Source organism: Pradoshia sp. Z5_111 (assembly GCF_058267535.1).
In genome coordinates this window covers 113,540-134,902 of the sequence record NZ_JBZCPQ010000008.1, presented here as the reverse complement: position 1 = coordinate 134,902, position 21,363 = coordinate 113,540, and the positions used below count along the sequence as shown (strand labels likewise).

At 38.7% G+C, this 21,363-nt stretch carries 20 protein-coding genes and 1 pseudogene; 14 read left to right on the top strand and 7 right to left on the bottom strand.

Features of this window, described 5'->3' with window-relative positions; translation table 11 throughout:
* From AC4D4A_RS15935 to megL, 3 genes and pseudogenes are all read left to right on the top strand, one after another.
* Positions 1–620 (top strand): annotated as a pseudogene (locus tag AC4D4A_RS15935) (ABC transporter); the annotation flags it as partial.
* A gap of 14 nt (positions 621–634) precedes the next feature.
* On the top strand, positions 635–1,117 hold the full coding sequence (gene ybaK, locus AC4D4A_RS15930; protein WP_490996786.1) for a Cys-tRNA(Pro) deacylase: 483 nt from the start codon (positions 635–637) through the stop codon (positions 1,115–1,117).
* Between the two features lie 258 nt (positions 1,118–1,375).
* Positions 1,376–2,560, top strand: coding sequence for a methionine gamma-lyase (gene megL, locus AC4D4A_RS15925; protein WP_490996785.1), 1,185 nt, complete (start codon positions 1,376–1,378; stop codon positions 2,558–2,560).
* Between the two features lie 29 nt (positions 2,561–2,589).
* Here the strand turns inward: megL and AC4D4A_RS15920 are convergent, their stop codons facing one another.
* The gene (locus AC4D4A_RS15920; RefSeq protein ID WP_490996784.1) at positions 2,590–3,726 is read right to left on the bottom strand and encodes an amidohydrolase; all 1,137 of its coding nucleotides are present in this window, start codon (positions 3,724–3,726) and stop codon (positions 2,590–2,592) included.
* Between the two features lie 169 nt (positions 3,727–3,895).
* Between AC4D4A_RS15920 and AC4D4A_RS15915 the strand changes: the two genes are divergently transcribed.
* Positions 3,896–4,471 carry a beta-class carbonic anhydrase gene (locus AC4D4A_RS15915; RefSeq protein ID WP_490996783.1) on the top strand — a complete coding sequence of 192 codons (576 nt, stop codon included), beginning with the start codon at positions 3,896–3,898 and terminating at the stop codon, positions 4,469–4,471.
* Between the two features lie 807 nt (positions 4,472–5,278).
* Here AC4D4A_RS15915 and AC4D4A_RS15910 read toward each other — a convergent pair.
* Entirely contained in the window at positions 5,279–5,494 is a 216-nt protein-coding gene (locus tag AC4D4A_RS15910; RefSeq protein WP_490996782.1) for a YczO family protein, read from the bottom strand.
* 59 nt (positions 5,495–5,553) lie between these two features.
* Positions 5,554–6,672, bottom strand: a complete 1,119-nt coding sequence (menC, locus tag AC4D4A_RS15905) for an o-succinylbenzoate synthase (RefSeq protein WP_490996794.1) — start codon at positions 6,670–6,672, stop codon at positions 5,554–5,556.
* Positions 6,673–6,825: 153 nt separating this feature from the next.
* Here menC and AC4D4A_RS15900 point away from each other — a divergent pair, with 153 nt between their 5' ends.
* The 5 genes from AC4D4A_RS15900 to AC4D4A_RS15880 all read left to right on the top strand — a co-directional run bounded on the left by AC4D4A_RS15900 (position 6,826) and on the right by AC4D4A_RS15880 (position 12,554).
* On the top strand, positions 6,826–8,466 hold the full coding sequence (locus tag AC4D4A_RS15900) for a M20/M25/M40 family metallo-hydrolase (RefSeq protein ID WP_490996781.1): 1,641 nt from the start codon (positions 6,826–6,828) through the stop codon (positions 8,464–8,466).
* Between the two features lie 91 nt (positions 8,467–8,557).
* Complete coding sequence (locus tag AC4D4A_RS15895) at positions 8,558–8,716, top strand: hypothetical protein (RefSeq protein WP_175354311.1); 159 nt, start codon at positions 8,558–8,560, stop codon at positions 8,714–8,716.
* A gap of 331 nt (positions 8,717–9,047) precedes the next feature.
* Complete coding sequence (gene pflB, locus AC4D4A_RS15890) at positions 9,048–11,306, top strand: formate C-acetyltransferase (protein ID WP_490996780.1); 2,259 nt, start codon at positions 9,048–9,050, stop codon at positions 11,304–11,306.
* 99 nt (positions 11,307–11,405) lie between these two features.
* Complete coding sequence (pflA, locus tag AC4D4A_RS15885; RefSeq protein WP_066108295.1) at positions 11,406–12,155, top strand: pyruvate formate-lyase-activating protein; 750 nt, start codon at positions 11,406–11,408, stop codon at positions 12,153–12,155.
* 153 nt (positions 12,156–12,308) lie between these two features.
* Complete coding sequence (locus AC4D4A_RS15880; RefSeq protein ID WP_490996779.1) at positions 12,309–12,554, top strand: DUF2164 domain-containing protein; 246 nt, start codon at positions 12,309–12,311, stop codon at positions 12,552–12,554.
* 187 nt (positions 12,555–12,741) lie between these two features.
* Here the strand turns inward: AC4D4A_RS15880 and AC4D4A_RS15875 are convergent, their stop codons facing one another.
* Positions 12,742–13,200, bottom strand: a complete 459-nt coding sequence (locus tag AC4D4A_RS15875) for a C40 family peptidase (protein ID WP_490996778.1) — start codon at positions 13,198–13,200, stop codon at positions 12,742–12,744.
* Between the two features lie 421 nt (positions 13,201–13,621).
* Here AC4D4A_RS15875 and motA point away from each other — a divergent pair, with 421 nt between their 5' ends.
* The 3 genes from motA (at position 13,622) to AC4D4A_RS15860 (ending at position 15,988) form a co-directional block, all read left to right on the top strand.
* A complete protein-coding gene (gene motA / locus AC4D4A_RS15870; protein ID WP_490996777.1) occupies positions 13,622–14,437 on the top strand; it encodes a flagellar motor stator protein MotA in 816 nt (271 codons plus the stop codon).
* Complete coding sequence (gene motB / locus AC4D4A_RS15865; RefSeq protein ID WP_490996776.1) at positions 14,406–15,173, top strand: flagellar motor protein MotB; 768 nt, start codon at positions 14,406–14,408, stop codon at positions 15,171–15,173. Before motA ends, motB begins: the two co-directional genes overlap by 32 nt.
* Positions 15,174–15,469: 296 nt before the next feature.
* Positions 15,470–15,988, top strand: a complete 519-nt coding sequence (locus AC4D4A_RS15860) for a type 1 glutamine amidotransferase domain-containing protein (protein WP_490996775.1) — start codon at positions 15,470–15,472, stop codon at positions 15,986–15,988.
* 46 nt (positions 15,989–16,034) lie between these two features.
* On the opposite strand, the gene AC4D4A_RS15855 is transcribed toward AC4D4A_RS15860, so the two are convergent.
* On the bottom strand, positions 16,035–16,268 hold the full coding sequence (locus tag AC4D4A_RS15855) for a DUF1128 domain-containing protein (RefSeq protein ID WP_066108582.1): 234 nt from the start codon (positions 16,266–16,268) through the stop codon (positions 16,035–16,037).
* 53 nt (positions 16,269–16,321) lie between these two features.
* The gene (locus AC4D4A_RS15850; protein WP_490996793.1) at positions 16,322–17,677 is read right to left on the bottom strand and encodes an alanine/glycine:cation symporter family protein; all 1,356 of its coding nucleotides are present in this window, start codon (positions 17,675–17,677) and stop codon (positions 16,322–16,324) included.
* 201 nt (positions 17,678–17,878) lie between these two features.
* On the opposite strand from AC4D4A_RS15850, the gene AC4D4A_RS15845 reads away from it, so the two are divergent.
* Together AC4D4A_RS15845 and AC4D4A_RS15840 are read left to right on the top strand one after the other, a co-directional pair.
* Positions 17,879–18,298, top strand: coding sequence for a YtxH domain-containing protein (locus AC4D4A_RS15845; RefSeq protein WP_140462155.1), 420 nt, complete (start codon positions 17,879–17,881; stop codon positions 18,296–18,298).
* Between the two features lie 32 nt (positions 18,299–18,330).
* Complete coding sequence (locus tag AC4D4A_RS15840) at positions 18,331–19,170, top strand: YihY/virulence factor BrkB family protein (protein WP_490996774.1); 840 nt, start codon at positions 18,331–18,333, stop codon at positions 19,168–19,170.
* Between the two features lie 190 nt (positions 19,171–19,360).
* Here AC4D4A_RS15840 and AC4D4A_RS15835 read toward each other — a convergent pair whose 3' ends face one another.
* On the bottom strand, positions 19,361–21,295 hold the full coding sequence (locus tag AC4D4A_RS15835; RefSeq protein WP_490996773.1) for a heavy metal translocating P-type ATPase: 1,935 nt from the start codon (positions 21,293–21,295) through the stop codon (positions 19,361–19,363).
* Positions 21,296–21,363 lie beyond the last annotated feature (68 nt).

The window sequence follows — 21,363 nt, the reverse complement described above, 5'->3', positions numbered from 1 at the left end:
ATAAACTGCGATCTGATGTGGAAGAAATTATCGATAAGTATTATGGCCATCCTTTAAATACCTTAAATATGAGTGAAGCAGTGAATGACTTCTTTACATTAACCTACTTACATCATATCCGTATCCCATCTGATTTGACTATGCTGGGTAAGACCTTCCTTGCGGTTGAAGGTGTGGTAGAAACATTGAACCCGGAATTCAATATTATTGATGTAATTGAGCCATTTGGGGAGAAGTTGATTAAAGAAAGACTGAAGCCTAAAAACCTGGCTGACTCCTTGTGGAACAAAGTGGTGGAATTCTCAGATATCCTGGACGAAATGCCTCGCAGTTTACATGAATTAACGAATAAGCTAAAAGAGGGTAAATTTCGAGTACAAATAGAGGTGCCGCAACTAGATGTGTTCCTTGGTAAAATGGATAAGGTCGGTAACCAGCTTTCTTATGCGATTATTCTCTTATCCTTTAGTATTATTATGGCAGGCTTGATTATAGGGTCATCATCTAGAGGCAGCGGTTCTATTTTATGGCAAGTGCCTATTATTGAAATTGGATCGATTATCGCAACCTTAATGGTACTGTATTTACTTTATTCAATTTTTAAATCGGGCAGATTTTGAGAGGAAGTTTTTAAGTGGGGAATGTGAAGACGAATGCACTGCGCATATTAGATCAAAAAGGAATTGAGTATGAAATATTTCAATACGAAAATCGTGATGGGAAAATTGATGGTATTTCCGTTGCAGAGAAAATAGGCCAGGATTATCGTCTTGTCTATAAGACTCTCGTCACCATTGCAGGGAGTGGCTCTATTTATGTATTTGTGATTCCTGTAGATTCAGAGCTGGATTTGAAAAAAGCAGCTAAAGTTTCTGGTGAAAAGAAAGTTGAGATGCTGCCTATGAAAGACATACAAAAATGGACGGGTTATATCCGCGGTGGCTGTTCACCGGTCGGGATGAAAAGGCAGTATAAAACATACATAGATGAATCAGCTGAAATTCAGGAAAAAATCATCGTCAGTGCAGGGAAAATAGGAGTTCAAATGAAAGTAAAGGTTGCTGATTTACTTACATCAGTAGTAGATGGTGCTTTTGCTGACATAATACATGGGTGAAAAGGTCCGTTTAGGGCCTTTTTTTCTTGTAATTCAAGGAAATACTTAGTAAATAGATAAATCGGATCTAATAAGTATAGGGTCCTTATTTTTTTCGGTATATATTGATTAGTTATATTTAGATAAATATTGGTTCCTTGTGTGCCATGAAAGGTTGGTTTTTGAAATATCTGGATAAGATCGTTTACAATTTTTGGGTGTATGCCATATGATAAAGTGGTGATTGAAATTTTTTACATTTAAATTAGGGGGAGCTATATGAATAAGAAATATACCCACTTTGAAACTGCTGCTATACATGCCGGATATGATTCAAACGAACATCAGGGAAGTCTATCTATGCCAATCTATCAAACTTCCACCTTTACATTTGAAACTGCTGAACAGGGGGAACAACGATTTGCTGGTACAGATAGTGGATTTATCTATTCGAGATTAGGTAATCCAACCGTACGCTCACTAGAAGAGAAAATAGCTGTATTGGAAGGAGCTGAGGAAGGAATTGCATTTGGGTCCGGTATGGCTGCTGTATCAGCTGTTTTAATGGAACTTACCAAGACAAATGATCATATTCTATGCTCACTCGGTATTTATGGTTGTACATTTGATTTATTAGTAATGATGAAGGAGAAATATAATATCTATCATGACTTTAGTCCGATGGAAACAGAGGAACAGATTCAGGAGTTAATTAAACCTGAAACAACGTGTATATTTGTTGAAACGCCAATTAACCCAACAATGAGAGTCATTGACTTGGAAATGGTGGCACGAGTGGCTAAAAGAAATGGGATCCCTGTCGTTGTGGATAATACATTTCCTTCGCCATACTTGCAACAACCTCTTCAGCTGGGATGTGACATAGTTGTACACAGTGCAACTAAATATATTTGCGGACATGGAGACGTTGTAGCGGGCTTGGCTGCCGGTTCTCATGAATTCATATCACGAGTTAGAAAAACAATGTTAAAGGACGTCGGGGGAATCATGGCGCCTTTTGATGCCTGGTTATTGTTAAGGGGAATCAAAACCTTGCCAATTCGTATGGACCGTCATAGCGAAAATGCTCAAAAAATTTATGAGCAGCTAAAAGAACATCCAAAAGTTGAGCAGATTTATTACCCTGGGGATCAGAAAAATGTTGGATACGAGGCAGCTATGAAACAAATGCGTCAGCCAGGAGGGGTTATCGCTTTTGAAATAAAAGGTAGTAAAGAGGATGCGCAAGCCTTTCTTAATAGGATGAAGCTTATTAAAATCGCAGTCAGCTTAGGGGATGTCGAAACATTGATTTGTCACCCCGCTTCAATGACACATGCCATTATTCCAGAAGCTGAACGTTTGGAAATGGGTGTTACAGACCAATTGCTGAGAGTATCTGTTGGATTAGAAAACTGGGAAGATCTATGGGGGGATATCAAACAAGCGCTAGGAAATGAATAGGGTTTAACTATAAAGGGGCTGAATCTTTATTATAGAGATTCAGCCTTTAACGTGTGGAGAATAGCTCTTGTTAGGATTTCGATACCATCTATTATACAAGAACGATCAAATGTCATATTTGGGTGATGAAGCCCTGGAGCTAAATCAGCACCCAACGCCAGCATGGTTGCTTTTATGGAAGGACGAAGTTTCGTATAAAAATGAAAATCGTCACTTCCGGGAGTTAACACCGTGGGGCTTAGAGCTTTACGCCCCATTGTATCCAAAATAGCTTCTTCCATAAATTGCGCCGCTTTGGCGGAGATGATGGAAGCCGGTGTATCTGGATATGGTTCTAGTTGGATATGAATGCGGAAGATTGATTCTAATTGGGTAAAGGTTTGCTGTATTTGCTCCTTAATGATGTGCAGGTCTTCGTTTGATTGAGCCCTGGCATCAATTCCAAACAAAGCAGTACCTGGTATGACATTTAAATTTTCATTTCCTGTTTCGAATCTGGTAATTTTGATGGAATGTGGTTTCATCGGTGACAGTTTAATTTGTTGAAGCAGCTGATGCATCATAATTAGGACATCTATTGAACTTGTCCCTAAATGAGGCCGCGCTCCATGTGCATCTTCTCCAATGATTTTTCCTGAAACATGATAGGTTGCCCCATGATTGATCGCAGGAGCTGCCATGCCAAGAGGCAGCTCCTCTATTGGACGAAGATGGAGACCGTATAAATAATCAACGTCATCTACAATTCCAAGATTCGTTACAGCCTTGGCACCTTCACCCGTTTCTTCTGCCGGCTGAAAGATAAATCGAACTGTTCCTTTTTCTTGTTCAGTCCCAGTCAATTCTTTGAGCATCAAGGCTGTACCCAATACGATTGACATGTGCGCATCATGTCCGCATGAATGATTAGCTTTAAAGGTTCCATCATATTCCTGCCAAAGGGCATCCATATCCGCTCGTAAAGCAATGACTGGCTTGCCAGAGCCTATTTCAGCAACTAAACCGGGAAATGAGGGGAAAGCATTGCACTTAATCCCTTCTTCGCTTAATCGCTTTTCAATAAAGGCCGCAGTCTCGTGCTCTTTCCAGCTTATCTCAGGATGTGAGTGTAAATATTCAAAAATGGAATGTATATAGGGTTCAAGTTGCCTAAGTTTTGTCTTCAAAGTGAATGGATCCTTTCATTAGTCGTTGCGGCAATACTGTTTAGTAATCTGTTATGATAGTGTACGCATCTTTTGTTGAAAGTTTCCTTCGGATGAAATTGTATATTATTTTAACTATTATAAATACTTATGTACAATGGATTTAATGCTGTATGAAGGGGAGAAATAAATGAATACTTTAGATGAAATTCTTGCTTATAATCGTGAATTTGTAAACAAGGAAGAATATTTGCCATACGAGACCACTAAATTTCCCGATAAAAAAATGGTTATAGTAAGTTGTATGGACACAAGGCTGGTTGAGTTGTTACCAAGGGCCATGAATATTGCTAACGGAGATGTCAAAATTATAAAGACTGCCGGAGCGATCGTAAATCATCCATTTGGCGGTGTGATGCGTTCCATCATTGTCGCTATTCATGCATTGGGAGCAAGAGAAGTATTTATTGTAGGTCATGAGGATTGCGGTATGGCTGCCATGGATCCAAATCAATTGATTGGACAAATGACTGATAATGGAGTACCCGAAGAGACCTTTTCTACTTTGGAGCATGTTGGAATAGATGTGAAGCAGTGGGTTAAGGGCTTTTCTAATGTACATGAAAGCGTTACGGAAAGTGTTAATCTGGTTAAGAATCATCCGTTAATGCCGGCATCTATACCAGTTACGGGAATGGTTATTCATCCATCGACTGGGGAACTATCTGTTGTCGTCAATGGATATGAAAAAGTGAAATCGGAATAAGTTTTTAAGAGGCTGGGACATAAGAATTCAGTTAATAATAAATCCGACCTATTAGGTGATATTTTAATAAATATCTAATAGTTCGGATTTTTATTTGTTTTCAATAGATTGGTTACTTCTATATACCATTATTAGACCTAGTGGAATGGAGCGGAAGCCACCGACTCCTGCGGGAAGTAACGGAGGCTTAAGACCCCACAGGCGTAGCCGAGGAGGCTAAAGCCTTCCTCCCCGCGGAAAGCGAGTGGAGTAAGCGCGCAATGGAACGAACTTTTCTACCAGCTTAACTCTTTTATAAGTAACAAAGTCGATAAATTAGATATCGTTCGTCTTTTCAGGATCGTTTATAAGTGGTGTCCCAGCCGGCTATGACCATTAGTTAGTATAACCTATGTGGCGATGTCCTTTAACCTTGAAGACTAAATACGATGAGTTAAAATAATTTGTAAGTTAAAAAACTCGCCAATCATGAATCAGCATCAACTAGGTGCTGCGTTAATATGAATAGCGAGTTTTATTTAAATCTGCACTAACTTATCCAGTTTTTCAACTAGATGATCGAGTTCATTAAAGCTATGAGAAATGCCGGTTATTAGCGTTTTGCTCTTCGATATTAGCGAGAATCTCCTGTGAGGATGCAGAACTTTCCTGTGTAAAGCTGGATATTCGGATAATCTCTGCTGCAATCCTTTGAGATACGTCGGTAAGCTGATTAAGTATGTTCTGAACTTTATTGGCCTCATCAGAAACGTCCTTGCTTTTTTGGGGTGAGATCTAAAATAAGAGCCAGATAAACTGGCTCCATGCTCACTGTTTTTCGGGCTCGTATTTTTTTTCGCTGGAAGAAGTACTCTTCGTAGCAGTCTTATCTTTTTCTTCTAGATTTTCTTCTCGTAAATCCTCGATAGGAATGGTGTCAACATGCTGTTCATCTTCAAACTTATCGAGCATATGCTCTTTGTCTGTCATCGAGTTTTCAGGATTGTCCATTTTTTTCTTTGATAATGGTTTTTCCTTTGTCATGTGTATTCACTCCCATTGTTCGTTTCTTATTCTATACCCGTATAGAATAAGAATACACATTATTTGGAAGTGAAGGACTCTTTGTGAGTTGAGTATTGGGCTAGCCATGTTCGATTAACTTCAAAACCGATTCCGGCTTGTTCAGGAACTTGAATGACACCGTTCTCGACAATCACGTTAGGAAACGTAATATCTTGCTCCCAATAATGGCTAGAGCTTGAAATGTCACCTGGCAGATTAACCTGTGGCATGGAGGCCAGTGCAATCGTATGGGCCCGGCTAATACCAGATTCAAGCATACCGCCGCACCAAACGGAAATATTTTTGGCTTCACAAAGATGAAGAATTTTAATAGCTTTTGATAACCCGCCGACTCGTCCAATTTTTAAATTAATCACTTGGCAGCTACCCAGGGCAATTGCTTGTTTGGCGTTCTCAAATGATTGAATGCTTTCATCCAAGCATACCGGTGTCGCGATATGTTGCTGAAGAATGGCATGCTCATAAAAATCATCAAAACGAAGCGGCTGTTCAATCATCATTAAATCAAATTCATCCAGCGCTTTTAAAAGATCCATATCTGCTAAACAATAGGCCGAATTTGCATCAGCCATAATGGGTAATTGAGGGTATCTCCTACGAACAGTCCGAATAAGAGAGATGTCCTGACCGGGTTTGATTTTAAGCTTAATTCTCTTATATCCTTGCTCAAGGCTATGATCAATCAGGCGAAATAAATGTTCATCTGAGGTCTGTAGTCCGATACTAACTCCTGTTTCAATCTCGTTTTTAGTTCCACCTAAAGCTCTCGATAAGGATTTATTATTTTTCTTCGCATATAAATCCCAAATTGCGCCTTCAAGAGCTGATTTAGCCATTGGATTTTTGCGAACAGGAGAAAAAAGATGCTGAAGCTCATCCGGATGATAGATTGGCTGCTGGATGAGTTTGGGGATTAAAAAATCTTTCATAATATGTGCAGCTGTTTGGAGTGTTTCCTCCGTATACCAAGGTTCTCGGAAGGCAACACACTCACCCCACCCAACGATTCCATCGCTATCAACCATTTCAATAATAATCATTTCTCTATCTTTCAAGCTTCCAAAGCTTGTAGTAAAGGAATTCTTTAGTTCCATTGAAATATAGTGGAGAGTAATCTCTTTAATATTGATAGAAATATCCATTGTACCCGCTCCTTTAATTGTAAGAATACCGTACCATATCTGATTAGCCGCGGCAAAATTGAGAACATGGTAAATAACATTTAACTGAATATTCAACCAAATACTGCTATAATTTTAGAAAAAGATAGAAAAAGTGGGGGAGAAGGTATGGGTCATTGGAATACAAAGGAAGGGATTTTGGAATTATTATATCGCCTTGTAAAAGTGCCAAGTGTAACGGGCACAAGGGGTGAGCTGCGTATGGAGGATGAAATTTCTGCGATCCTTAAGGAAATGCCTTATTTTCAAAAGTACCCCAATCAAATATACAGAAAAGAAATTACAGGAGATCTATTAAATCGAAAAGCAGTTGCTGCTTTTTATCAAGGGAGTAAAACGAGTAAAAAAACAATTATACTTTTAAGTCATTATGATGTAGTAGGGGTTGAAGATTACGGACGCCTTGCACCGCTCGCTTTTTCACCATTGGAATGTACAAGTGCAATGGCAGAGGAAAACCTTTCAGATGATGCCGAGCAGGATTTGAAGTCTGGGGAGTGGATCTTTGGAAGAGGAATTATGGATATGAAAGCCGGACTTGCTATTCAGATGGCCTTACTATCAGAAGCTGCCGAACATGGCGATTTGAAGCATAACCTATTATTTTTAGCAACACCGGATGAAGAGAGATATTCGGCCGGAATGTTTGCGGGAGTTGAGTTGATTAAAGGAATCAGGGACCAATACCAACTTGATTTGGAAGTGGCCATTTGCTCGGAGCCGAGTTTTGGTGCATATCCAGGAGACCGAACAAAATATTTTTATACAGGATCTGTGGGTAAGTTGCTGCCCTTAATTTTTTGTGTCGGAACTGAAACACATGTGGGCGAACCGCTCGAAGGTATGAATGCCGCCTGGATGGCAGGTGTAATAGCGGAAAGACTGGAGTTATCCTTAGCCTTTTTAGAACATGAACGCGGGGAACAGAATCCTTTGCCTACGATATTAAAATTAATGGATTTAAAAGAAGCGTATAATGTCCAAACGCCAACTGCAGCATATGTACTTGCAAACATCCTTACATTAAAGCAAAATCCGGAAGAAGTCATAAACAAGCTGAAAGATATTGGTGAAGAAAGCAGCCAGTATATAGAAGGACGGCTATCAAATATTTATGATTTACTTGGGTATGGAGGACATGGTTCAAGAAAGTCAATCCTTAAGCCAAGGGTATACACGTATCAAGAGTTATTTGATAAGGGCTGTAGAGAATTTGGCCATGTGTTTGTTAAAGAAATAAACGCAAAGATTGCATTGCTTGAACAGGACGCAGGCATGAACATGGCCAAATTAACAGCTGAAATTGCAGATGTAGTGGCATCTTTTTTCAAATCAGAGGCTCCTTTCTATATGATTATGCTCGCTCCACCTTATTATCCGCACGTTTATTTGGAAGATGATGAAAGGGATCAGAAAGCAAAAGGACTAGTAGAGCAATGCGTTAGGACCGCTAAAGAGAAATTTAATGAAGAAATAAAGATCATGTCATATTTTCCAGGCCTTTCTGATGTAAGTTATTGCCGTTTGCGCGATCGTGATTTAGTGATGCCTGTATTAGAAAATGAAATGCCTCTATATGGGAGTGGTTATAATCTTCCGCTTTCTATTATTGGGGAATTGGATATACCAGCCGTAAATATCGGTCCATATGGTAAGGATGCGCACAAACGTACAGAAAGGCTGCATATTCCATTTTCCACTGAGGTTGTTCCCAAATTGCTTAAGCAAGTGGTCTATGGCTACCAATAATGATGTTCTTTTTGTACTATATTGCCTCAACTTACCTGCGATAATTCTCGCCTTTCTGCAGAAAATGATAATAAGGGAAGGAGGTAGAATTATGGCAAGAGGTAAAGGTTTTAATCATAAACGTAAAAGTCATCCTGGGAATTTTCCTCATCATGCTGAAACGGGCGGAAATCAGGAGCAACATACAAACCATGAACAATATATTGTGACGAAGGAAGCCTTTAAAAATAGATCAGACGTGCATAAATGACAGAATTGTTATATAATGGTATTTATAAAAGGCATCTGTATTTAAGAACAGATGCCTTTTATAGTACAGTTTGTCTTTTTGTGTGGATTTTACTATAACAGTTCCACTAGCTTTCCGAGGGTTCTAAAGTTAGAATTATTCGAAAATAGTTAGAAAAGATTGATTTAACAATAATGTTTTCGATTTCACTGGATTGTCATAATTTACATGTTCACTTTTTCACATATAACGTGTATTATAAGTCTATAGATAGCTGTTATATAAATTTAAAAGTTGAACATCTAGAAGCTAGAAAAATATTCCTGAATGTAATATTAGGAGGTAAAATAAAATGGCAATGGTTATGGATAAAGTAAATACTCAAGATCCATGGAGAGGCTTTGCTGGCGGAGACTGGCAGAAAGAAGTTAATACACGTGACTTCATCATGAAAAACATCACTCCATACACTGGAAATGATGAATTTTTAGAAGGTCCAACTGAAGCAACAAAAGAATTATGGAAACAAGTAATGGAGCTTACTAAGCAAGAACGTGAAGCAGGCGGCGTACTTGATCTTGATTCTACAATCGTTTCAACTATCACTTCCCATGGTCCTGGATATTTAAATAAAGATTTAGAAACTATCGTTGGTTTCCAAACTGATAAACCATTTAAACGCTCCCTACAACCATTCGGTGGTATCCGTATGGCAGTAGCTGCAGCAGAATCATACGGATTCACAGTTGATGAAGAAGTTCAAAAAATCTTCACTGACTACCGTAAAACACACAACCAAGGTGTATTCGATGCTTACACTGATGAAATGAAACTTGCTCGTAAAGCTGGTATCATCACTGGTCTTCCAGATGCATACGGACGTGGACGTATCATCGGTGACTACCGTCGTGTTGCATTATACGGTGTAGACTTCTTGATTGCTGAACGTAAGAAAGATTTGAAAAACTACGGTTTAAGAACAATGTCTGAAGAAGTTATTCGTCAACGTGAAGAATTAAGCGAACAAATTCGTGCGTTAGGTGAATTGAAACAACTAGCTGAAATTTACGGATACGATATCTCTAAACCAGCTACAAACGCAAAAGAAGCGGTACAATGGCTATACTTTGCATACCTAGCTGCAATCAAGGAACAAAACGGTGCGGCAATGTCTCTTGGACGTACTTCTTCTTTCCTTGATATTTATTTCGAGCGTGACCTTCGTGAAGGCACATTAACAGAACAAGAAGCACAAGAGATCATCGACCACTTTGTTATGAAGCTTCGTCTTGTAAAATTTGCTCGTACACCTGATTACAACCAATTGTTCAGTGGAGACCCTACTTGGGTAACAGAATCAATCGGTGGTATGGCATTAGATGGAAGAACTCTTGTAACGAAAAACTCTTTCCGTTTCTTGCACACATTATCAAACCTTGGACCAGCTCCAGAACCAAACTTGACTGTACTATGGTCTACGAAGTTCCCAGAAGGGTTCAAACGTTTCTGTGCAAAAATGTCTATCCAAACAAGTGCGATTCAGTACGAAAATGATGACATCATGATCAGAGAATACGGCGATGACTACGGAATTGCATGCTGTGTATCCGCAATGCGTATCGGTAAACAAATGCAATTCTTCGGAGCTCGTGCGAACCTTGCAAAAGCATTGCTTTATGCAATCAACGGCGGTGTGGATGAAAAACTTAAAATTCAAGTTGGACCGAACTTCAAAGCAATTACTTCTGACGTGTTAGACTTTGATGAAGTTATGGCTAACTTCGATAGCACAATGGAATGGCTTGCAGAGCTATACATCAATACATTGAATGTAATCCACTACATGCACGATAAGTATAGCTATGAGCGTATTGAAATGGCATTACATGATGTTGAAATCCTTCGCACAATGGCAGCGGGAATTGCTGGATTGTCTGTAGTAGCTGACGCATTAAGTGCGATTAAATATGCACAAGTTAAACCAATCCGTGATGAAAACGGTGTGGCAGTTGACTTTGAAATCATCGGTGATTTCCCTAAATACGGAAACAATGATGATCGCGTAGACAGCATGGCTGTTGAGCTTGTTCGTAACTTTATGACTAAATTGAAAAAGCATAAAACATACCGTAGCTCTGTGCACACACAATCCATTCTTACAATTACTTCTAACGTAGTATATGGTAAGAAAACTGGTAACACTCCAGATGGACGTCGCGCTGGCGAACCATTCGCACCAGGTGCGAACCCAATGCACGGACGTGATACAAAAGGTGCTCTAGCTTCTCTATCTTCTGTATCTAAGCTTCCATACGATTGCTCTTTAGACGGTATTTCTAACACATTCTCTATGGTGCCAAAAGCACTTGGACGTGAAGAAGAACAACGCGAAGCGAACCTTGCAGCAATCTTAGATGGTTATGCTTCTAAAGAAGGCCATCACTTAAATATCAACGTATTTAACCGTGATACATTGTTGGCTGCTATGGAACATCCAGAAGAGTATCCGCAATTAACAATCCGTGTATCTGGATACGCTGTTAACTTCATCAAGTTGACTCGTGAGCAACAAATTGACGTTATCAACCGTACGTTCCACGAAACTATGTAATATAGAAGTACTTGTTACTAGGAGGTCTCCCTGTATTAGCAGGGAGACTAACTTTTAACTTCCCATTGGATATTTTTAGAAAAGAAAGGATGGGATCTCATGACAACATATGGAAATATACATTCCGTTGAAACATGCGGCACAGTAGATGGCCCGGGGATCCGCTACATTGTCTTTACGCAAGGGTGTTTGTTGCGCTGCCAATATTGCCATAATGCCGATACGTGGTCAATTGGAACAGGCAAGCAAATGAGTCCAGAAGAAATTGTTAAAGATATTGAATTATATAAACCATTCATGGATGCATCAGGCGGTGGAGTTACCGTCAGTGGTGGAGAACCGCTATTGCAAATTCCTTTTATTATAGAACTGTTTAAATTATGTAAGGAAAGAGGAATTCACACGACCATTGATTCCTCGGCCGGCTGTTTTTCGAGATCACCAGAATTTTTAGAGCAATTCGATGAACTGCTTGAATATACAGACTTGATCCTACTGGATATTAAACACATAGATAGCAAACGCCATATTAAGCTAACTGGTAAACCGAATGAACATATTTTGGATTGCGCCCGTTATCTTTCTGACAAAGGACAACCGGTTTGGATCAGACACGTACTAGTTCCAACCGTTAATGATCAGGATGAATACTTGGAGAGAATGGGTCAATTCTTAGGAACACTTAATAATATTGAAAAGGTAGAAATCTTACCATATCATCAATTAGGTGTTTATAAATGGGAAACTCTTGGCTACAAATATCCACTGGCGGGAATCCAATCTCCTAGTGATGAACAAGTAGAGCATGCCTACAAAATGCTAACCAAGTATATGAAAAAGCCAGCTTAAAAAAGAGCATGGAAGAATAAGTTAAATAATTAAAGGCCAAACAATAGGTGTTACGCTTAAAAAAATAGTAGGATAAACCTCATGAAGGTTTATATCCTACTATTTTTTTGTTATAAATGAAAGATAAAGGTAAATTTCAAAGGAGGGGTACAAGTGCTAATCAATTGGAAAGCAGAAGATAAAAGATGGATAATTGGTCAAATTCAACAATATTTTCAAAAAGAGCGTGATGAAGAGATTGGAGAACTGGCTGCAGAGAATATTTTGGAGTTTTTCACAGAAACGTTAGGACCTCATTTTTACAATGCTGGAGTGAGGGATGCTGGGAAACATGCTGAAGCATATGCTGCACGTTTGGAAGAAGACTTATACGCATTAATGCGACCAATAAAAAAATAGATTTTAGTAAACCTTCCTGAAAAGAGAAGAAGAGTTTAGCATTTATATTGAAATATCTCCAAGTGATATGCTGACTGGTTAAAATAGAATGCCAGTACAACTAGTATGTAAAGGTTTACACTTATTACAAATGGGTATAAAATAAGCAAAATAAAAAGGCGAAGGATGTCCGCCTGTAAAATAGAATTTATAATCTTTTAGCTCCTACATAACGTTTCTTCCAATAAGATGAGCTTAGTGAATCTGTTTTTACACCTTTAGAAACAGAGTGAATGACTTTATTACTTCCAATGTAGATCGCTACATGGGAGACCCCTTTTCCGGAAGTATTAAAGAAAACTAAATCTCCTTTTTTTAACTTAGATTTAGCAATCTTTTTCCCCTGTTTATACATACTGGTTGAGGTCCTTGGAAGTTTCTTTCCTGCTGCTTTTTTGAAGGTATACCCCACAAAACCAGAGCAATCAAATCCTTTAGGTGTTGTTCCGCCGTATCGATAAGGCGTTCCTACATATTTTTTCCCGGTTGATACAACTTTGTTGGCTTTACTAGTCGACATAGCAGCTGAGGCTTTAGATTCAAATGGTCCAAATGGCACAAGCGTGGATGACAGAAAAATAGCAAGAGCAATAATTATTTTTTTCATAGTGACCCCCGAAATGTTTTTTGGCAGCATTGTTAAATCTTACCGCCTTTTCTCTACTTTACTACTATAACTAAAATACTAGTTTCTATGGTTACAGCATTATTGAATTTGATTTACAAAAATATTACAGAAAATTGGTTACTTCGACATATTTGTTAAAAAGAAACAAATTATATTCCTGGATGGTTATTGATAGATGGGAAAAAATATGTCATTTTCCTAAGAAATGCTGTTGCTTGGTATATAAATGTACATTCCAATCTTTAATCGTTCAAAAAAAGTGATGTTTTCATCACTTTTTTTATGTCTTTTTACCTAAAATTGATTTTCAAATCTTTTTAAAAGCTTAATAGTGTTAAGGAATTTATTGAAATGTCGATACTAGAAGAGATAAAAGAATAGTAGAAAACGGGTGAATTATATGGACAAGTCTTCAATCATAGGGATTATGTTGGCCTTCGTTTCAGTAGGTGTTGGAATGGTGCTTAAAGGTGTTGATATCGCAGTTCTTGTCAATCCAGCTGCTATATTAATCATTTTTTTAGGAACGGCTGCGGCTGTATTAGTTGCTTTTCCAGTTAATGAATTGATTAAGCTTCCTAAGCTATTTGCCATCCTTTTTTCAGAAAAAGAAATGGTTACAACGGAAGAATTAATTCATACATTTTGTGATTGGGCACAAACAGCTCGTAAAGAAGGTTTGCTGGCGCTAGAAAAAATATCAGAATCGGTTGAAGAACCATTTTTAAGGAACGGTTTGAATTTGGCGGTTGAAGGACAAAGTGCAGATTATATTCGCGATATCCTTTCAGAAGAAATAGATGCCATGGAGGAAAGGCATGCTGTTGGGGCTCAGATTTTCACACAGGCTGGTACCTATGCTCCAACCCTCGGGGTACTAGGTGCAGTAGTAGGATTAATTGCAGCCTTGGGCAATATGAGTGATACAGAAGTGCTGGGCCATGCCATAAGTGCAGCATTTGTTGCTACATTAATGGGAATCTTTACGGGATATTTATTGTGGCATCCGTTTGCGAATAAATTAAAGAGAAAATCTAAACAGGAAGTACGTATTAAAGAGATGATGGTAGAAGGCATTCTATCTATATTAGAAGGTGAAGCACCAAGGACAATAGAGCAAAAACTATCTTCTTATTTACCTGCTGCGGAAAGGAAGAAGTGGTTGGAAGGTGAGATGAGAAACAATGTCCAGGCGAAAAAAGAAGTCTCAGCATGAGGAGCATATGTCCGAATCCTGGCTGCTCCCATACAGTGACTTATTAACCTTATTATTAGCGTTATTTATTGTCTTATTTGCTATGAGTTCTGTAGATGCCCAAAAGTTCTCTGATCTATCACGAGCCTTTAATAAAGCATTAGATGGAGGAACAGGTGTTTTTGAGCATCCCAGCCCAATGCCTGAAGGGATGATGGCAGAAACAGATCCAGAGAAATTTGATGGGAAAGAAGAAGAAGGAACAGAGGTAGCCAATCCGGAGCTGGAAGAATTGAAGGTAGTTCAGGAGAAAATTGATACTTATATTAGTGACAGTCATTTAAAAAGCAATTTAGAGACATCTCTGACAGAGGAAGGGTTGCTGTTAACCATTCGAGATAATGTATTATTTGACTCGGGGATTGCAATGGTCAGAGAGAGAGATGAAATAATTGCGAAGGAAATATCTGAACTGCTTGTAATGGAACCTCCCAGAAATATTATCATTAGCGGACATACGGATAATGTACCGATTCGTAATGCAGAGTTTGAATCAAATTGGGAATTAAGCGTTATGAGAGCTGTTAACTTTATGAAGCTTCTCCAGGATAATAAAAAATTAAAACCGGAATGGTTTAGTGCAAAAGGCTTTGGAGAATTTAAACCAGTAGTGCCTAATACCACTGACAGTGGGCGGGAGAAAAACAGACGCGTAGAAATCCTCATCATGCCCCGTAAAACATTAATTGGTGAGTAGTGGATCTATTAGCATTGAACGCATGGATTGAAGCCGCCCTGCTGGTGAACATGGCAGAGGATTTGCCGTTGAGGAAATTGGTTCATCCGCACGGGCGCTGACTGATTTATCAGAAGAAATGCGAGCTTCTTTAGGCAAGTTTACTGTTTAGGTAATAGGGTTGACTTGGGCAGTGTGAATATCATTCACACTGTTTTTATATTCCTTGATTACATAAAAGAGAATGTTTATGAAAATTTTGCCGAGGGAAAGAATGAAAATGTAACTATTATTTTTCAAAAAAGGAGATTGATAGTATGAGTAAAAGAATTGCTTGTGTCATAACGGATATGTTTGAAGATGTAGAATATACAGACCCTGCTAAGGCTTATAAGGAAGCTGGTCATGAAGTAGTAACCATCGGCTTTGAAAGTGGACAAAATGTTGAAGGTAAGCAAGGAAAAGAAACGGTGGAAATTCAAAAGGGCATTGATGAGGTAAAAGCGAATGAGTTTGATGCTTTATTTATTCCGGGTGGATTCTCTCCTGATATTTTAAGAGGAGATGATCGTTTTGTTTCTTTCGCCAAGGAATTCATGGATGCAAAGAAACCAGTATTCGCAATTTGCCATGGTCCACAATTGTTGATTACTGCAAAAGCGCTGGAAGGAAGAGATTCAACAGGATACAAGTCAATTAAGGTTGATCTCGAGAATGCAGGTGCCATTTATCATGATGAAGAGGTATTTGTATGTGGAGAACAATTAGTAACAAGCAGGCAGCCGGATGATATTCCTGCCTTCAACAGGGAATCCCTTGCATTGCTGTCCAAATAAAATGAAGCTCCTCCGTTCCTTGAACGGAGGAGCTTTTATTACCAATTTACTTTCTCAATTTGCCAATCTCTTCGACAATTGCTTGCATTTCACTTGGGCTGAAGCGGTCCTTGGACATGACCATTTCATATATCTCCAATAAATCCTCATAGGAGCTATCATTAAAGCTGTCTGCACGCATAGCTGAGCTGTTGATCATTTGTAATTTTTCTTGGATGCCATTAATCATAATTTTAATATTCTCAGTGGATTTAACCGATAAATCTGCCACTTCATTCATCCCTTCCGCACTAGATAGAAATATCATTCCATGGAATTCACTATCTGTCAAATTCAAGTTTCAAATGTCTTTCTCTGCTTATTTTGTTTTTCAATATTAATGATTCTGATAATGATCTTTGTTTCAGCTATAATCACAGCTGATAGTCCGAGGAGGCCGATCAAGTTAGGAATGGCCATTAAAGCATTCATAATATCTGCAAAGCTCCAAACAAGATCAAGAGAACTTACGCAGCCTATAAAAACAGCTAAAACAAAAACGATGCGATAGGTAATCACTGTTCTATCACCAAATAAGTAGGAATAGCATTTCTCGCCATAATAAGCCCATCCAATAATTGTAGAGGCAGCGAAGAAAATTAATCCGATTGAAACGATATAGGAACCAACAGGACCTAATAATAAATCAAAGGAGACGGATGTCAGTTCTGCTCCTTCTAACCCACTATTATATTGATCTGCCATTACAAGTGAAATTCCTGTTATTGAGCAAATAATAATTGTATCAATAAATACTTGCGTCATTGATACAAGTGCTTGTCGGGCAGGAAAATCCGTTTTAGCCGCTGCTGCCGCAATCGGAGCTGATCCTAAACCAGCTTCATTCGAAAAGACACCTCTAGCCACACCCCAACGGATTACTGTTCCGATTGCACCGCCAGCTACTGCCTGTCCAGTGAAGGCATCTGTGAAAATCAGTTTAATTGCATTTGGAACGAGTTCAGCATTTAAGATAAGAATTAAGATTCCACAAATTAAATAAAAGGCGGCCATAACCGGTACAAAATAGGAGGTGACTTTACCGATGCTTTTAATGCCTCCGACTAACACAAGAGCGGCAAAAATAGTTAGGACAATCCCGGTTACCCAGGTTGGGATGGAGAAAGTATCATGAATCGTGTTGGCTACTGAATTAGCTTGGACCATATTACCGATTCCAAAAGCTGCAATCGCACCGAAAATCGCAAAGGCGACGCCAAGCCATTTCATTCTCAGCCCTTTTTCTAAATAATACATAGGTCCACCTGACATTTCACCATTAGCATTTACGATTCTGTATTTAACCGCAAGTACTGCTTCTCCGTATTTCGTCGCCATACCAAAAAAGGCAGCAACCCACATCCAGAAGACGGCTCCTGGTCCACCGCTGACGACTGCTGTAGCCACTCCAACAATATTCCCAGTTCCGACTGTTGCTGCAAGAGCAGTCATTAAAGCCTGGAAATGGGAAATATCTCCGTCCGATTTTTTATCCTGGCTTTTAGTGAAGGCCAATTTTAATGAATAAGGCAATAATTTAATTTGTAAAAATCCAATTCGAAATGTTAAATAAATACCTGTACCAACAATTAAAATTAAGAGGGGTGGCCCCCAAAGAAAATTACTTATTGTTTCTAAAAGTACAGTCAAATCTTTTGAAAACTTATTCAAAAAGTCAACCAAGTAAATTCACCCTATCTGTATGTTGTTAATATTAAGAATATTCTTGAAACAATTTTGCGTCAAGATATAAAATACTTAATTGACATTTTATGTTTAGAATTCCGCTATTATAGGTAAATCAATAAATATAAGAATAAGCAAGTAAAATTAATTCGGGAGGGATAAATAATGAGTAGAAGCAGTCAAAAGAGCAATAAGCTATGGTTAGGAATTTTAGGTGGAGCAGCAGCAGGTTTTGCAATCAGCCTATTGGATAAGAACACTCGCAAAACAGTAATGACAGGCGGTCAAAAAATGATAACGAATGTTAAATCGATGGCTAAAGATCCGAATTCTATAGTGGAAAATGTGAAGGAGATGTCTGGTAAAATTCGTACAAACATAGATCAAATTGGTCAGGATGTATCTTTTATATCTGAAAAGGTAGATGAAATGAAAGAAATGCCACCGCAAGTAGCAGGGGTTATTAAGGAAACAAAAGAAGTACTGGTAGACAAAAAATCTTCTGATGGTTCGGCTTCTACGACAGAGAACAGTAATACTTCCTCCGTATCTGATGATATAAGTACCACTTCTACGCGCAAATAAAGTCAAACAAGCTGAATAGAGGTGGTACTGGAATGGAAGATAGGAAGAAGTATGTAAATAAAAGCGTATTTAAACATTTATACGATAAAATTCAAGGTGATGAAGTAACAGGCTTGGCAGCGCAATTAGCCTATTACTTCTTACTTTCAATTTTTCCGCTCTTAATATTTGTTATCACGTTATTGCCTTTTTTGCAGGTTTCCCAAGCGGATTTGATGGAGCTTTTGCATACGTATGCTCCTGCAGAATCGGCAAATTTATTAGAATCGAGTTTAAAGGATGTCATGGCTAACCAAAACGGCGGCTTGTTATCTTTTGGTATCTTGGCAACGATGTGGTCAGCATCCAACGGGACCAATGCCATTATAAGGGCTCTTAATCATGCATATGATGTTGAGGAAACCAGATCATTTATTAAAACAAGAGGATTAGCTTTGATTTTAACCATTGGATTAATCCTGGTTGTAGTGGTTTCTTTGCTATTGCCAGTGTTTGGGAAATATATTCTCAATATTGTATTTGATTTCCTAGGATACGAGCCTTCCTTTGTTTATGATTTACTGCGCTGGGTGATTTCTATTGCTGTCATTACCTTTGTATTTTTAATTCTGTATTGGATTGGGCCCAACCTTAAAATGAAATGTAGAAACGTTTTACCAGGAGCGATCTTCGCAAGTGTCGGATGGGCGCTATCATCATGGGCATTTTCAGTTTACGTGAGTACATTTGGTAACTATTCTTCCACATATGGCAGTCTCGGAGGCTTGATTGTTTTAATGCTTTGGTTATATATATCAGGTCTTGTCATTATTGTAGGCGGAGAAATTAATGCAGTATTGTCCAGAAATAAGAGGCACTGGACGGTTAAATAAGTAGAGCGTGGATTCAAATTACAATGGTTCAGACCTAATGTGCGGACGAACGGTAATTAATTATTACATGACCAGCAACCGCAGTTTTAGGAAGAGTTGATTTGTTTCAGATAATCTACCCATGAATAAAGAAAATAGAGGCCGTCCGGAAAGTCATTAACAGACTTACAGGATAGCCTCTATTTGTATTCTATTTAGATTTTAATAAACGTAGACTGTTTAGGATGACTAATATGGTACTGCCTTCATGACCGATTACACCGAATGGTAGGTCGAGAGCCTGAAAAAAGTTTGATACAACTAAAATCATAATAACAGAAATTGAAAAGATAACATTTTGGCGAATGATTCGGTTCATTCGTTTGGATAATTGAATGGCTTCTGCTATTTTTGGCAAGTCGTTTTTCATGAGAACAATATCAGCTGTATCAAGAGCCACATCAGATCCTTCACCCATGGCAATTCCGACAGAAGCAGTAGCTAACGCAGGCGCATCATTAATGCCATCCCCTACCATGGCAACGGTAGTATATTTCTCTCTAAGTTTTTTAACTTCTTCTACCTTGTGTTCAGGTAAACATCCAGCAACAAACCCTGATAAATGGCTTTCTTTGGCGATTACCTTAGCAGTGTGCTCGTTATCTCCAGTCAGCATGCATGTGTATACATCCAGTTCCTTCAATGCTTCGAGAGCATCGGCAGTCTCTTTACGAATGATATCTTTTAATGCAATTATTCCTGCGATCCCTTTCTCATTTTTTACATAGGATAATGTTTTCCCTTCAGACATTAATTCAAGTGCCGCTCCATTCTTAAATGACATGGCGGCTTCATCGCCTACAAAATCCTTCTTCCCAATCTTCCAGTAGTGTCCATTTGCGTGTCCTTGAACACCAAATCCGGATATTTCTTCAGAATCTATGCGCGGCATGGTCTGTGAATAAAGCTGTTCAACATACTTAACAATGGATTGTCCTAGTGGATGATTCGAATTCTGTTCAATGGAAGCTACACTTAATAAAAATTCTTTTTGATCGATGTCATCGCGGATTAAAATATCCGTCACAACGGGTTTCCCCTGGGTTAGTGTCCCTGTTTTATCGAAAGCAATGGCCTTTACATTGCCTAAGTTTTCTAGATGGATACCGCCTTTGAATAAAATCCCACTTTTAGCACCATTTGAAATCGCGGATAAAGTAGCCGGCATGATAGAAGCAACTAATGCACATGGAGAAGCTACCACTAACAAAACCATTGCCCGGTAGAAGGTCTCTGTCCAGGACCAATCCAGAACAAAATGTGGGAGAAACAACATAATTCCAACGACAACAAGAACAACTTTTACATACGTATCCTCAAATCTTTCGATAAATAATTGAGAAGGAGATTTTTCACTTTGCGCGTTTTGAACGAGTGTGATAATTTTTTGGAATAAAGTTTCACTGTTTGGTTTTGTAACCTTAACTTTTATGGTTCCATGTCCATTAACCGTCCCCGCAAATACTTCGTCCTGAATATATTTACTGACGGGAATCGATTCTCCGGTAATTGCAGCTTCATCAACAGCAGTCTCTCCAAATAAGATTTCTCCATCTGAGGGGATGCGTTCCCCAGGCTTAATCAAAATCAAATCTCCTACTTGCAAGGAAGATACCGGTACTATTTCTTCAGTGTTATCGACTATTCTCAAAGCCTGTTCAGGCTGCAAATCCATTAAGGAGGAAATTTCCTTGTGACTTTTATTCATCGTATACGTTTCAAGTGCACCGCTCAAAGAGAAAATAAAAATCAGGATTGCTCCCTCAGTCCAATATCCAATGATGGCTGACCCAATCGCTGCCAGGATCATCAAAAGCTCTACGTTCAATTTTCTCTCTTCAATCGTTTGGGTGATGCCTTCTTTAGCCTTGGCATAACCCCCGATTACATATGCCAGTATATAGACGATGGCGGATGCAGCATTCAAATCCTTTGTTGATAAAAGCCAGCCGCATAAAATCATAATTCCACTTAAACCGGCAGCCAGGAGCTCCCAATTGGACGAAAGTTTAGAGCCGAATTCTTTCCATCTATTATATTGGCTAGGTGAATTTTTTAAGTTTGATTTATTTAGTGCTGTTTCCATGTGAATAACCTCCTTGTAATTGAGAATAGATATCGTTAGTTGTCTTTTCTAATTGAGAATGATGTTCA

What these genes read in the sequence shown, in the direction of transcription:
- AC4D4A_RS15835 (WP_490996773.1), bottom strand. Translation starts at nt 21,295, where the DNA reads ATGGAAACAGCACTAAATAAATCAAACTTAAAAAATTCACCTAGCCAA.
- AC4D4A_RS15900 (WP_490996781.1), top strand. Translation starts at nt 6,826, where the DNA reads ATGGGTCATTGGAATACAAAGGAAGGGATTTTGGAATTATTATATCGC.
- AC4D4A_RS15895 (WP_175354311.1), top strand. Translation starts at nt 8,558, where the DNA reads ATGGCAAGAGGTAAAGGTTTTAATCATAAACGTAAAAGTCATCCTGGG.
- pflA (WP_066108295.1), top strand. Translation starts at nt 11,406, where the DNA reads ATGACAACATATGGAAATATACATTCCGTTGAAACATGCGGCACAGTA.
- AC4D4A_RS15845 (WP_140462155.1), top strand. Translation starts at nt 17,879, where the DNA reads ATGAGTAGAAGCAGTCAAAAGAGCAATAAGCTATGGTTAGGAATTTTA.
- megL (WP_490996785.1), top strand. Translation starts at nt 1,376, where the DNA reads ATGAATAAGAAATATACCCACTTTGAAACTGCTGCTATACATGCCGGA.
- AC4D4A_RS15840 (WP_490996774.1), top strand. Translation starts at nt 18,331, where the DNA reads ATGGAAGATAGGAAGAAGTATGTAAATAAAAGCGTATTTAAACATTTA.
- motA (WP_490996777.1), top strand. Translation starts at nt 13,622, where the DNA reads ATGGACAAGTCTTCAATCATAGGGATTATGTTGGCCTTCGTTTCAGTA.
- AC4D4A_RS15855 (WP_066108582.1), bottom strand. Translation starts at nt 16,268, where the DNA reads ATGAATGAAGTGGCAGATTTATCGGTTAAATCCACTGAGAATATTAAA.
- AC4D4A_RS15910 (WP_490996782.1), bottom strand. Translation starts at nt 5,494, where the DNA reads ATGACAAAGGAAAAACCATTATCAAAGAAAAAAATGGACAATCCTGAA.
- AC4D4A_RS15860 (WP_490996775.1), top strand. Translation starts at nt 15,470, where the DNA reads ATGAGTAAAAGAATTGCTTGTGTCATAACGGATATGTTTGAAGATGTA.
- AC4D4A_RS15915 (WP_490996783.1), top strand. Translation starts at nt 3,896, where the DNA reads ATGAATACTTTAGATGAAATTCTTGCTTATAATCGTGAATTTGTAAAC.
- AC4D4A_RS15875 (WP_490996778.1), bottom strand. Translation starts at nt 13,200, where the DNA reads ATGAAAAAAATAATTATTGCTCTTGCTATTTTTCTGTCATCCACGCTT.
- pflB (WP_490996780.1), top strand. Translation starts at nt 9,048, where the DNA reads ATGGCAATGGTTATGGATAAAGTAAATACTCAAGATCCATGGAGAGGC.
- motB (WP_490996776.1), top strand. Translation starts at nt 14,406, where the DNA reads ATGTCCAGGCGAAAAAAGAAGTCTCAGCATGAGGAGCATATGTCCGAA.